Here is a 12,899-nt window from a genome sequence, read left to right on the forward strand (position 1 = left end):
TTAACCAAGAGGAGCACACATGCAAATCAAGAACATCAAGCGCTACATCGTCGTCGCCGGCGCGGCCGTCATCCTGGCTGCCGCCGCCATCGTGCCATCGAGCCCGCTGCTGCCTGCCGCGCTGGCGGCCAGCAGTGCCGGCTTGGGCGACCTGGGCAAGTTCCGCCTCATCGCGCAGGACACTGCCAAGCTGGTCGACGCCGGCGACCTGGCCGGCGGCAAACAACGCATCAAGGACCTGGAGACCTCGTGGGACCAGGCGGAGGCGGGCCTGAAACCGCGCGCCGCCGCCGACTGGCACGTGGTCGACAAGGCCATCGACAAGGCGCTCGACGCGCTGCGCGCCGGCCATCCGGATTCAGCTGCCTGCAAGCAGGCCATGGCCAACCTGCTGGCCGCCATCGACAAGGCACAGGCGAAATAGCCGCGTCAGCGGCCGAACAGGATGCTGGCGCGCAGTCCGGCCAGCGCCTGCCGGTCTGCATAATCGAGCGTCACGCGCGCGCCCAGGCGGCGCGCCACCGTGGCCACGATCGACAGCCCCAGCCCCGATCCCGTGTGCGCGTTGCCCAGCGTGCGGTAGAACGGATCGAAAACCCGCTCGCGCTCTTCCGGAGCGATGCCCGGGCCGGTGTCGCATACCTCGACGGCGATGCCGCCGTCGCCGGCCAGCACCGCCAGGTCTACGCGGCCGCCGTCGGGCGTGTGGCGGATCGCGTTGTCGACCAGGTTGCGCACCATCAGCAGCAGGTCCACTTCGCTGGCCAGCGGCGCTGCGTCGATGTCGCTGGTCACGCCGAGATCGATGTCGCGCGCCTGCGCCAGCGGCATCAGATCCTCCAGCACCAGGCGGAACACCTGCAGCAGCGATACGCGTACAGCAGCCGGCGGCGGTGCGGCCTGGGCGCGGGCCAACGACAGCAGCTGTTCCAGCAGGTCGCGTCCGCGGCGCAGGCCGGAACGCAGCGTAGCCACTTTGGCTTGCACGTCAGGCGGCAGGCCGCTGTCGGCCAACGCCTCGGCCTGCAGCGACAACGCCGTCATCGGCGAGCGCAGTTCGTGGGCGGCGTCGGCCACAAAGCGGCGCTGCGCCTGCATGGCTTGCGCCACGCGCTCCAGCAGCCGGTTGATGGCGGTGACGAAGGGCCGCATTTCGGACGGCAGGAAATCCGGCGCCAGCGGCTGCAGCTCATGTTCGCTGCGGCGGTCAATATCCTGGGCCAGCATAGCGATGGGCCGGAAGCCGCGCCGTACCAGCAGCAGCACTAGCAGCGGCAGCAGTGGCAGCAGCACCAGCAGCGGCAGCAGTGTGCGCAGCGCGCCTTCCAGTGCGATCTCGTCGCGCACGGCGGCGGGCTGCGCCACCGCCAGCCGCTCGCCGGTCGCCAGCCGCCGCAACAGGATACGGTAGGACGTGCCGGCGATGGTACGCCGGTGGATGCCGTCAGGCAGGGCGGCCAGCTGCTGCAGGGTATCGTCGGCTGTCGCCTGGTCCGGTGCCTGCAACGGCTGCGACGGCAGCAGCTGCACCACCACACGTGCCTCGTCGCCGCCGGCAAACGGAGTGTCGCCGTCCGGCCGCGCCGGCCCTGCGGCGAGGCGGTGCTGGTCGAACAGCGCGTGCACGTGGCGCAGCGCGTCGTCCTGCAGCTCGTTGGCCTCGTCGTAGGCGGCGCCGAACGACAGCGCGGCGGCCGGCACGGCTACCGCGAGTATGCCGCCGGTCAGCCACAGCGACAGCCGCAGCTGCAGCGAATCCTTCAGACGCCTTTGTCGACCATCCATCCCACCCCCCTGACGTTTTTGATGGCGCCCGTGCCGAATTTCTTGCGCAGCGCATGGATCAGGAATTCAACCGCGTTGCTTTCCACTTCCTCGCCCCAGCCGTAGATGCGTTCTTCCAGCTCGCTGCGCGACAGGATCGCGCCGGGGCGCAGCATCAACGCCCGCAGCAGGGCGAACTCGCGGTTCGACAGTTGCGCCGTGAGCCCGCCGCTGGACGCCTGGCGCGTGGCCGGGTCCAGCGTCAGCGCGCCGTTGCTGAGCATGGGCGCGGCGCTGCCGCCCTTGCGGCGCAGCACCGCGCGCATGCGCGCCAGCAGCTCGCTCATTTCGAAGGGCTTGGGCACGTAGTCGTCGGCGCCGTTGTCCAGACCTTCGATGCGCTCATCGAGGCCGTCGCGCGCGGTGATGATCAGCAGCGGCACCTCGTTGCCCGAGTCCCGCACGGCGCGCAGCACCGCCATGCCGTCCTTGCCCGGCAAGCCCAGGTCGAGCAGCACCAGGTCGTAGTGCTGGCAGGCCAGCGTATCGAGCGCGCTCTGGCCGTTGCGCACCCAGTCGGCCGCGTAGCACGCGGCCTTCAGCGCCGCCTGCGCGGCGGCGCCTATCATCGGATCGTCTTCGACCAGCAGCACGCGCATCGGCTACTCCCTCATCCAGCCGCGCCGGATCAGCGGCAGGAACAGGCTGCGGTACAGCCGTTCGACCGGCGGATAGGCCCGCGCCGGCAGCGTGCCCAGTTGCCGCGCCACCCAGGCGCCGGTGGCGCCGACGAGCAGCGCACCGGCCATATCGGCCGGGTAGTGGACACCGATGTAGATGCGCGCCCACGCCATCGGCAGCCCCAGCAGGGCAAGCCAGGCGCCGGCGCGCCGCGCCGCCGGGTGCAGGCACAGGCTCAGCGCCACGGACCAGATCAGCGTCAGATGGTCGCTGGGGAAGGAAGCGTCGGGCACGTGCGCGACCCAGGCGTGGGCGATGCCGTCCATGAATGGCCGGTTGTGGGGGAACAGCAGGCCGGCCAACTGCGCCAGTCCGAGCGCGACGGCGGCCGACAGGCAGGCTTCCAGCGCGGCCTTGCGCCAGTCCGCGCCGCCGCGCAGCCAACCGGCCACCAGCAGCAGAGGCACGGCCAGAATGGCCGACTCGGCCAGCGCGATGGCGGCGGACAGCAGCAGCGGCGATGGCGCCGGCGGCGCGGCCAGCAGCAGGAACAGATCGGTGTTCAGAGTAGTCATGGTAATCCCGAGGGTTGGTGGCATCGCGACTGTAGCGGTGCCGACTTAGCTGTCGCTGAGCCGGTGGCAGCTTGGGCCTGCCTGGCCGGACAAGGTAAGATGGCAGTGTTTTTACCTATTTGGAGGGTGGCCAGGTGCGCCTGTTGCTGGTGGAGGACGATCCGATGATCGGCGAGAGTATCGAGGACGGCTTGCGCGGCGAGAGCTACGCGGTCGACTGGGTGCGTGACGGCCAGGCGGCGGACCTGGCGCTGACGACGATCAGCTATGACCTGCTGCTGCTCGACCTGGGCCTGCCGCGCAAGCAAGGCATGGACGTGCTGCGCACGCTGCGCGCGCGCGGCGACGACCTGCCGGTGCTGATCATCACCGCGCGCGACGGCACGCCGGCCCGCGTGGAAGGTCTGGACGCCGGCGCCGACGACTACCTGGTCAAGCCCTTCGACCTGGACGAGCTGCTGGCGCGTATTCGCGCACTGCTGCGCCGCCGCGTGGCGCGTACCCGTTCCGTCATCGTGCACGGCGCGCTGACGCTGGATCTGGCCAGCCACGAGGCCATCTTCGAAGGGGCGCCGGTCAAGCTGTCTGCGCGCGAGTTTTCCGTGCTGCGAGCCTTGCTCGACAATCCCGGCAGTGTGGTCTCCAAGAGCCAGCTCGAAGAAAAGCTCTACGGCTGGAACTCCGAGGTCGAGAGCAATACGGTGGACGTGTACGTGCATCATCTGCGCAAGAAGTTCGGTTCGGACTTCATCAAGAACGTGCGCGGGGTCGGGTACAAGATCCCGGCGGCGCCATGAGGACCATACGCCGGCAACTGCTGGTGGGCCTGTTGTGCGCCATCGTGGCCTGCGTGGCCGGCGCCGGCGCGATGCTGTATCGCTCCCTGCTGAAGGAAACCAACGAGCTGGCGGACCTGCAGTTGCGCCAGTTGGCGGTGGCGCTGCCCAGCGAGTTCACGCCCAGCCTGGCGCATCCCGGCGCCAACGATCCGGAAGAGGCGTTCGTGCTGCAAAGCTGGGACAACGACGGCACGCTGCAGCACCTGATCTCGTCGCCGGGACTGGGCCGCCTGCCGCGCTATGCGGTCAGCGGCTATGCGGACGTGGCGCTGAACGGCATGCGCTGGCGCGTCTATGGCTTGGCGCGCCCGGGCCGCTACGTGCAGGTGGCGCAGCCGATGTCGGCGCGCGACGGGCTGGCCGGGCGCATGGCGCTGCGCGCCGGCATGCCGTTGCTGGCGTTTGCCGCCGTCTTCGCCGCGCTGATGCTGCTGGTGGTCAGCCGCGCGCTGCGGCCGCTGGACCGGCTGGCGCGCAGCGTCGGCGGCCAGTCGCCGACGTCGCTGCAACCGCTCGATCCCGGCCACATGCCGCCCGAGCTGCGGCCGGTGGTGCTGGCATTGAATTCCCTGATGGGCAAGTTCGGGCAGGCGATGGCGGCCCAGCGCAGCTTCGTCGCGGACGCCGCGCACGAACTGCGCTCGCCGCTGACGGCGCTCAAGCTGCAGCTGCAGCTGGTGGAACGCGCCGACAGCGACACGGCGCGTGCCCAGGCGCTGGAAAAGCTGCATGAACGGCTGGACCGGGGCAGCCACCTGGTGCAGCAGCTGCTGAGCCTTGCGCGGCACGAATCGGCGTTGAGCGCGGCGCAGCTGCAGCCGGTGGACCTGGGCGAGCTGCTGGTGTCCGCCGTGGCCGACCATTCGGCGTTGGCCGACAGCCGCGACATCGACCTGGGCGTCGAGGTATCGGCCAGCGTGGTGGTGCAGGCCGACCGCGACGGCCTGCGCGTGCTGCTTAACAACCTGGTCGACAACGCGCTGCGCTACACCCAGCGGGGCGGCCGCGTCGACCTGCAGTCGACGGTGGAGGACGGGCGCGCGCTGCTGCGTGTGCGCGACAACGGTCCCGGCGTGGCGCCGGGGCACCGCGAGCGCTTGTTCGACCGCTTCTTCCGGCCGGACGGCAACGAGGTGTGGGGCTGCGGGCTGGGACTGTCCATCGTGCGCAACATCGCCGACCATCATCGCGCCGAGGTCCGGCTGGAGCAGGCGGATCATGGCAGGGGACTGAGCGTGACGGTGCTGTTTCCCTGAACCATTACCGGCTGCGACAGCCGGTCGAACCACAGGAACAGCACCGGCGTGATGAACAGCGTGATCAGCTGCGAGAACAACAGGCCGCCGACGATGGCGATGCCCAGCGGCTGCCTGAGTTCGGCGCCGGCGCCAAGCCCCAGCGCGATCGGCAGCGCACCCATGATGGCGCACAGCGTCGTCATCATGATGGGGCGGAAGCGCAGCAGGCAGGCCTGGCGCACCGCCTCCACCGGTGTCATGCCGCCGCGCTGCGCCTCCAGCGCGAAGTCGATGATCATGATGGCGTTCTTCTTCACCACGCCCACCAGCAGCAGGATGCCGATCATGGCGATGAGGCTCAGCTCCAGCCCCGCCAGGCGCAGCGCCAGCAGCGCACCCACGGCCGCCGACGGCACGCCGAGCAGGATGGTGACCGGGTGGATCCAGCTTTCATACAGCATCCCCAGGATCACGTAGATGGCGGCAACGGCGATCGCGATCAGCCACAGCTGGCTGCTCTGCGACTGCTGGAACAGCGCCGCCGCGCCGGCGTAGGAACCGAAGATGGAGGAGGGCAGGCCGATGGCCCGCTGGGCCGCCGCGATGGCGGCCGTGGCGTCGGACATCGATTTGCCGGGCGCCAGGTCGAACGAGATCGTCACCGCCGGCAGCTGGCCTTGGTGGTTGACGGCCATCGTGCCGCGCCCGCGGTCGATGCGGGTGAAGGAGCGCAGCGGCACCAGCGCGCCGCCGGCGTTGCGCACCTTGATGGCGGCAAGGCTGCTTTCGTCGCGGCGGTACTCGTCGGCCAGTTCCATGATGACCTGGTAGCTGTCCTCCGGCGCGTAGATGGTCGAGACCTGGCGCGTGCCGAAGGCGGCGTACAGCGTGTTGCGCACGCTGGCCATGTCGACACCCAATGTCGCGGCCTGCTCGCGGTCCACCGACAGGCGGGCGTCGAGGCCGTTGTACTGAGCGTCGCTGTTCAAGCCGACCAGCACGTCGCCGCGCGCCAGCTGCGCGATCAGCTTGTCGGCCCACAGATTCAGGTCGCCGGGACTGACCGACTGCAGCGTGTACTGGTAGGTGCTCTTGGACGAACGGCCGCCGACCTTCAGGTTCTGCACCAGGCTGTAAAACACCTTGATATTCGGCAGGAAGGCGGTTTCCTTGCGCAACTGGGCCAGCACGTCGGCCATCGCCGGCCGCCGCGCCGCGTCCTTCAGCGTGATGTAGAACGACGTGGTGTCGTGGTCGACCTTGGCGGCGACGTCGCTGACGGCTGGATCGGCCATCACCACCCGCTGCAGCTGGTTCAGGATCTCCAGCCGGGCGGTGTAGGTCATGTCCTGCGGCGTTTCGACGTTGGCGTTGATCTGCCCCGTGTCCTCCTGCGGGAAGAAGCCCTTCGGCGCGCTGGTGTACAGCCACGCGGTGAGCGCGAACGTGCCCAGCGCCGCCAGCAGCACCGGCGTTCGGTGCGCGATGGCGCGCTCCAGCAGGCGGCCGTAGCCTTTCAGCAGGCCGTCGAAGCCGGCCTCGAAGGCGCGGCTCCAGGCCGGCGGTGCTCGGTGTAGCTGGGCGGTCTTGATGAACTTCGGCACCAGCACCGGGATCAGCGTCAGCGAGGCGGCCGCCGACACCAGGATGGACAGCGCCACGACGATGGCGAATTCGTGGAACAGCAGGCCGATGGTGCCGGGCATGAAGAAGATCGGGATAAACACCGCCACCAGCGACACCGAGATCGACACCACCGTGAACGCCACTTCGCCGGTGCCGCGTATCGCCGCCGCCAGCGGATCCATGCCTTCCTCGATGTGGCGCATGAAGTTTTCCAGGACGACGATGGCGTCGTCGACCACCAGGCCGACGGCGATGGTCAGTCCCATCAGCGAGATATTGTCCAGGCTCAGGTCCAACGCGTACATCAGACCGAAGGTGCCGAGCAGCGATACCGGCAGGCTGATGGCGGGGATCAGCGTGGCCGCCAGGTGGCGCAGGAACAGCAGGATCACCAGCACCACCAGCGCTATGGTCAGCAGCATCGTCAGGTTGACGTCGTGGATGGCGTTGCGGATCGAGACCGAGCGGTCGTTGAGCAGCTGGATGTGCACCGACGCCGGCAGCTGGCTTTGCAGGCGCGGCATCATGGCGCGGATGGCGTCGATGGTGGCCACCGTGTTGGCGCCCGGCTGCCGCTGCACGTACAGCTGGATCGCTCTCTTGCCGTTGATGGAGCTGGTGTTCTGCGTGTTCTCGATGCTATCGATGACGCTGGCGAAGTCGGACAGGCGGATGTTGCGGCCATTGCGGTTGGCCACCACCAGCGGCGCGAAGTCGGCGGCCTTCATCAGGCCCGGCGGCAGGTTCAGCGTCATCATCTGGCGCTGGCCGTCCAGCTGGCCCAGTGGCGCGTTGGAATTGGCGGCCTTCAGCGCCGTGCTGACGTCGTCCAGCGTCAGGTCCAGCGCGGCTAGGCGGTCGGGATCGACCTCGATGCGCACGGCGTAGCGCTTCTGGCCGGCCACCGTCACCTGCGCCACGCCGCTCAGGGTCGACAGCGCGGGGACGATCAGGTTGTCCGAATAGCCGTTCAGGTCGGCCAGCTTCATTGACGGCGAATCGAGGCCTATCATCAGGATGGGGGCATCGGCCGGATTGACCTTGCGGTATGACGGCGGTGTCGTCATCTCGGTCGGCAACGAGCGGGTGGCGCGGTACAGCGCCGCCTGCACGTCGCCGGCAGCGGCGTCTATATTGCGCGAGGGGTCGAATTCCAGCGTGATCTGGCTCTGGCCCTGGATGCTGCTGGAGGTGGTCGCCAGCAGGCCGGGGATGGCGGTGAACTGCTTTTCCAGTGGTGTCGCCACCGAGGTGGACAACGTTTCAGGGCTGCCGCCGGACAGGCGTGCCGTCACCTGGATGGTCGGCGTGTCATAGTTGGGCAGCGCGGCCAGCGGCAGCTGCAGCCAGCAGGCGACACCGCCGACGATGACAGTCAGCCACGCCAGCAGCGTGGCGATGGGGCGTTGCATGCAGAAGCGGGCGATGTTCATGGCGCAGCCTTGGCATCGGCCGGAGCGGAGGCCGCAGCGGTGTCGGCGATGCGGATGGCGTCACCGTTGCGCAGGTTGCTGCCGCCTTCCATCACCACCCGGCTGCCGCCGGGCAGTCCGGCAACGACGGCCTTGCCGTCCTGGATGCGCAGTAGCGTCACATCCTGCTGCCTGGCCTTGCCATCCTCCGTCGCGAGGAAGACGAAGCGGCCACCCGGCCCCTCAAGCACGGCCTGCGGCGGCAGCACGACGGCATTCTTGTCGGCGCCGGCCAGCACGGTGATGCGCGCATAGGCGCCGGGCCATAGCGTGCTGCGCTCGTTCGGCACGGTAGCCTTCAGGCTGATGGTGCCGCTGTCGCTGTTGACGGTGTTGTTGATGAAGCTGAGCGAGCCGGCGACCTGCTCGCCGTCGGCGCCTTCGAGCCGCACCCGTACCGGGCCTTGCGCGCGGGCGCGCAGGATGGCGGGCAGGTACTGCTCCGGCAAGTTGAATTCCACGCCGATGGGCGCGAACTGGGCCAACGTCACCAGCGGCGCGGCGGCGGTGGTCTGCGCCAGGCTGCCGGGATGGACCGTCACGGCGCCGGTGCGCGCGGAGATCGGGGCGGTGATGCGGGTGTGCGCCACCACCAGCCGCGCGCTGTCGATGTCAGCCCGCGCCGCTTTCATCTGGGCCTTGAGCGCATCGACCTTGCTGGCGGCGGTATCGACCGCGCTGGAAGTGATGAAGTGGGACTTGACCAGTTCCGACGAGCGGCCGTAGTCGCGGTTGGCGTCGGCCAGCTGCGCCTGGATCTGCGCCGCCTGCGCCTCGAAGCGCTGCAGCTGGGCGGTAGCGTCCCCGCTGTCGAGGGTGAACAGCAGCTGGCCGGCCTTGACCTCGTCGCCTTCCTTGAAGTGGACCGCCGTGATGGTGGCGGTTAGCTGTGGCCGGATGTCGACCTGGTTCAGCGCGACCAGGTGGCCTTGCGCGCTCAGTTCCAGCGGCAGATCCTGCTGCCGGGCGACGGTGACGGCGACCAGCGGTGGTTTCTTGGCTGCCGGTGGAGGCGGGGCGACGGCCCGCAGGCCGTAGGCTGCCAGGCCGGCGGCGGCGATGATGATGACGGTGATGAGGTGGATTTTTCGCATGCTTCGCATGCTACGTAACGGAGCATTAAGCGCCCATTAAAAGCATTCATGATGAAGTCTTAATTCAGCGTTAATGCTCGGGCTGCTATGATGCGCGCGCTGCATATTTTTGCCCTTCAAAGCAGGGCCTCACGCCTGCCGCGAAGCCGTGAAAGATTATCAAAATGATTCATGATGCTGTCATATTTGGTTTCTAGACTTGCCGATTTCTACACCCCGCAAACTGGAAAACAATATGAAGACTCCAAAACAGCAACTGGTCCTGTCGGCGATGTCGGCCCACGTCCTGGCGGCACTGGCCCTGATGTCCGGCGCCGCCCACGCGCAAACCGCCGCGCCGCCGGCGCTGGACGACGTGCCGCTGTCGAATACGGCGCTGGATTCGGAGGCGATCAAAAGCCGCGTGGTGATCACCGGTTCCAACGCCGTTAACCGCGCGCCGGTGCAGTCATCGCTGCAGGCGACGCAGCCGCAGTCGATCATCACCGCTACCTTCATCGAGCAGGCTGTCACACCGCTGGCCGACTTCAACGCCGTCGCGCGCATAGCGCCGAGCATCGGTTCCGGCTTGTCGGCCAACGGTCCGGGCCTGGGCGAGACCAAGGTCACGCTGCGCGGCTTCCAGGACGGCGAATACAACGTCACCTATGACGGCATCCCGTTCGGCGACACCAACAATCCCACCCACCACTCGACCTCCTACTTCCCGGCCCGTATCATCGGCGGCATGGTGATCGAGCGCGGCCCGGGCAATGCCAGCAATCTGGGCCAGGCCACTTTCGGCGGCTCGATCAACTTGTTCTCCAAGGAGCTGTCCGAGGAGATGCGCTTCTCGACATACGCAACCTACGGTTCGTGGAATACCAAGGTATGGGGCGCGGAGATTGACTCCGGCCGCCTGGAAAAATTCGGCGACGCGCGCATGATGTTCAACGCCTCGCGCCTGACCAGCGACGGCTACCAGACCTACAGCGGCGTCAAGGAAGACAACTACCAGTTCAAGCTTGCCGTGCCGCTGGCGAAGGACACCACGCTGACGCTGTTCTCGACCTATAACAAGATCCACAGCTTCGTGCCGGACAAGGCGGGCGTCACGCTGGCCCAGGTTGCGCTGTACGGCAAGAACTATTCGCTGAACAAGGACCCCGCCAGCCAGAACTACTACGGCTACAACTACAACGACAAGCGCACGGACTTCGAATACATCCGCCTGCAGTCGAACCTGGGCCAGGGCTGGGCGCTGGACAACACGCTGTACACCTACGCCTACGATAACAACACCTTCTCCGGCCAGGACGCCAGCGGTGGCACCGCCAACGGCACCAAGTCCGGCGCCGCCGGCAATAAGAACGTCCCCGGCTACAACAAGCTCAATTCCTACCGCGTCAACGGCGATATCTTCAAGCTGACCAAGCGCCTGGAAGCGGGCCTGCTGCGCGCCGGCGTGTGGCTGGAAAACTCGGACACCGAGCGCCACACGTACGATCTGGACTGGACGCTGAACGTGCCCAATCCGAAGGAGGCGACCGCGCCGAAGAACGTGTCGTATGAACAGAACTCGTCGTGGAAGCAGTACCAGCCGTTCGTCGAATTCGAATGGGCGGTGGCGCCGCAATGGACGGTGACGCCGGGCGTCAAATACGTCAACTTCAAGCGCTCGCTGGACGCCGTTGTCAACCAGGGCACGCGCATTCCGACCAAGGCCGACCAGACCTACGACACCACCTTGCCGTTCCTGACCGCGAACTACGCCATCAACGGCAACTGGTCCACCTACGCCCAGACCGCGCGCGGCTTCCTGGTGCCGGACCTGTCGATGTTCTACGTGAATAACCCGAACCTCAGAACGCCGAAGCCGCAGACCTCGACCAACTACCAACTGGGCGCCGTGCACCAGTCGTCCAACCTGACGCTGGACGGCGATATCTACTACATCGACTTCAACAACAAGATCGCTTCCACCGGCATCGGCAATGACCTGGTCTACTATAACCAGGGCGGCGTGGTCTACAAGGGCATCGAAGGTGCCGCCACCTACTATGTGGGCAGCGGCTTCTCACTGCACGCCAACGGTTCCATCAACCGCGCGGAATCCAAGAGCACCGGCCTGCAGATCGCCAAGGTGCCGAAGTCGACCGCCGCACTGGGCGTGCTGTACAAGGATCACGGCATGTTCGGTTCGCTGATCGCCAAGAACGTTGGCAGCCAGTACGCCAGCGACGGTGAACCGTCCGCCTACAAGGTCGCTTCCTACACCGTGACCGACTTCACGGCCGGCTACCGTATGAAGGTCAACGGCGGCTTCGTCAAGGCGGTCAAGCTGCAGCTCGGCGTGAACAACCTGTTCAACAAGCAGGATGCAACCGCCATTTCGCCGAACAGCAAGGGCGTGGCGTTCGACCAGTACACCTTCGTGCCGGAACGCAGCTACACGTTCTCGGCCAGCGCAGACTTCTAAGGAGGCGGCATGTCGACTACATTGCAACGGCTGGGCGCCTCCGCTGTACTGGCGCTGGTGCTGGCCAGCGCCGGCCAAGCACACGCCGCCAAGCCCGATCCGGTGGTGATGTCCTTTGCCACCGTCGGCGACTCGCGCGAGGACCCCGGGACGGCGGCCACCGCGCAGGACAAAGTCTACCTGCAGAACACCAGGGCGCTGTCGCGCATCCTGCGCGAGATCCAGGCGGCGAAGCCGAAGGCCCTGTTCTTCAACGGCGACATGATCATGGGCTACACCGCCGACCGGACCGCGATCGCGCGCGAGTACGCCTACTGGCGCGGTATGGTGACGGGCCTGATGGAAAACGGCACCTGCGTGGTGCCGGTCAGCGGCAATCACGAGATCCAGTTCAAGGGCAAGGACGCCGCCGGCAAGACCACCAAGACCGCCACCGTGGACAACGAGAACCTGTGGCGCGAGAGCATGGGCGACCTGATACTGGATACGGCGCGCTGGGAGGCCGTCACCGGCATCGAGGCCACGGCCTACGACGTGAACAACACGCCGCCGGTCGACGGCCCGGACGGCAACCGCACCAGCCTCGCGCAGCTGACGTATTCCTTCGACGCCGGCGGCAGCCACTTCGCTGTCATTTCCACCGACCCTGTGGGCAACGATGGCCACGGCCCGGCGCACTGGCTGGCCGAGGACTTCAGGCAAGCCAAGGCGCGCGGCGCCGAACGCTTCTTCGTTTTCGGCCACAAGCCGGCCTACACCTATCTGTACAGGGCGGGCGTGGAGCCGGACGGCATGGACATCTACCCGGACAACGCCAGCGCCTTCTGGGCCGTGGTCGAGGAATACGGGGCCGCCTATTTCAGCGGCCACCAGCACATCTTCAACGCGCAGCAGCCCACCCTGGCCAGCGGCGGCAAGGCCTGGCAGGTGATCGTCGGCTCGGGCGGGTCACCGTTCACGGCCAAGCCGGGCGCTAGCGCCAATCCGCAGGACCGCATGTATGCCTGGGCGCAGGTGACGGTGCATGCCAGCGGCAGGGTGCACATTGATATTTATGGCTTCGATGATCACTATGGCAAGACCCAACGCTTGAAGACGGTGGAATACTGAACGCGTTGATGTTCTCGTTAATGCCCGGTTAATGAAGCCGGG

General features: G+C 67.1%; 10 protein-coding genes. 5 read left to right on the plus strand and 5 right to left on the minus strand.

Features of this window, described 5'->3' with window-relative positions; all coding sequences use genetic code 11:
• The first annotated feature begins 19 nt into the window (after window positions 1-19).
• Entirely contained in the window at window positions 20-424 is a 405-nt protein-coding gene (locus ACCD07_RS09625) for a hypothetical protein (RefSeq protein ID WP_353403467.1), read from the plus strand.
• A 5-nt stretch (window positions 425-429) separates the two neighbouring features.
• On the opposite strand, the gene ACCD07_RS09630 is transcribed toward ACCD07_RS09625, so the two are convergent.
• From ACCD07_RS09630 to ACCD07_RS09640, 3 genes are read right to left on the minus strand one after another with little or no spacing between them, the layout of a single operon-like run.
• Window positions 430-1,785, minus strand: coding sequence for a sensor histidine kinase (locus ACCD07_RS09630; protein WP_413447200.1), 1,356 nt, complete (start codon window positions 1,783-1,785; stop codon window positions 430-432).
• Complete coding sequence (locus ACCD07_RS09635) at window positions 1,761-2,423, minus strand: response regulator (RefSeq protein ID WP_413447201.1); 663 nt, start codon at window positions 2,421-2,423, stop codon at window positions 1,761-1,763. The genes ACCD07_RS09630 and ACCD07_RS09635 overlap by 25 nt, the downstream gene beginning before the upstream one ends.
• A 3-nt stretch (window positions 2,424-2,426) precedes the next feature.
• Window positions 2,427-3,020 (minus strand): undecaprenyl-diphosphatase, encoded by a 594-nt coding sequence (locus ACCD07_RS09640; RefSeq protein ID WP_353403470.1) that lies wholly within the window; start codon window positions 3,018-3,020, stop codon window positions 2,427-2,429.
• Between the two features lie 134 nt (window positions 3,021-3,154).
• Here ACCD07_RS09640 and ACCD07_RS09645 point away from each other — a divergent pair, with 134 nt between their 5' ends.
• Together ACCD07_RS09645 and ACCD07_RS09650 are read left to right on the plus strand one after the other, a co-directional pair.
• Window positions 3,155-3,817 carry a response regulator gene (locus ACCD07_RS09645; protein WP_413447202.1) on the plus strand — a complete coding sequence of 221 codons (663 nt, stop codon included), beginning with the start codon at window positions 3,155-3,157 and terminating at the stop codon, window positions 3,815-3,817.
• Complete coding sequence (locus ACCD07_RS09650; RefSeq protein ID WP_413447203.1) at window positions 3,814-5,115, plus strand: ATP-binding protein; 1,302 nt, start codon at window positions 3,814-3,816, stop codon at window positions 5,113-5,115. Before ACCD07_RS09645 ends, ACCD07_RS09650 begins: the two co-directional genes overlap by 4 nt.
• Here ACCD07_RS09650 and ACCD07_RS09655 read toward each other — a convergent pair.
• Both ACCD07_RS09655 and ACCD07_RS09660 read right to left on the minus strand, forming a co-directional pair.
• Window positions 5,076-8,156, minus strand: coding sequence for an efflux RND transporter permease subunit (locus ACCD07_RS09655; RefSeq protein WP_413447204.1), 3,081 nt, complete (start codon window positions 8,154-8,156; stop codon window positions 5,076-5,078). The two genes, ACCD07_RS09650 and ACCD07_RS09655, sit on opposite strands and share 40 nt — an antisense overlap.
• Window positions 8,153-9,289 (minus strand): efflux RND transporter periplasmic adaptor subunit, encoded by a 1,137-nt coding sequence (locus ACCD07_RS09660; RefSeq protein ID WP_353403474.1) that lies wholly within the window; start codon window positions 9,287-9,289, stop codon window positions 8,153-8,155. The genes ACCD07_RS09655 and ACCD07_RS09660 overlap by 4 nt, the downstream gene beginning before the upstream one ends.
• A 235-nt stretch (window positions 9,290-9,524) precedes the next feature.
• Between ACCD07_RS09660 and ACCD07_RS09665 the strand changes: the two genes are divergently transcribed.
• Entirely contained in the window at window positions 9,525-11,747 is a 2,223-nt protein-coding gene (locus ACCD07_RS09665) for a TonB-dependent receptor (protein WP_413447205.1), read from the plus strand.
• Between the two features lie 9 nt (window positions 11,748-11,756).
• A complete protein-coding gene (locus ACCD07_RS09670; protein ID WP_413447206.1) occupies window positions 11,757-12,857 on the plus strand; it encodes a metallophosphoesterase family protein in 1,101 nt (366 codons plus the stop codon).
• The last annotated feature ends 42 nt before the right edge of the window (window positions 12,858-12,899 follow it).

Source organism: Duganella sp. Dugasp56 (assembly GCF_047304105.1).
Lineage (GTDB): Bacteria > Pseudomonadota > Gammaproteobacteria > Burkholderiales > Burkholderiaceae_D > Rugamonas > Rugamonas hordei.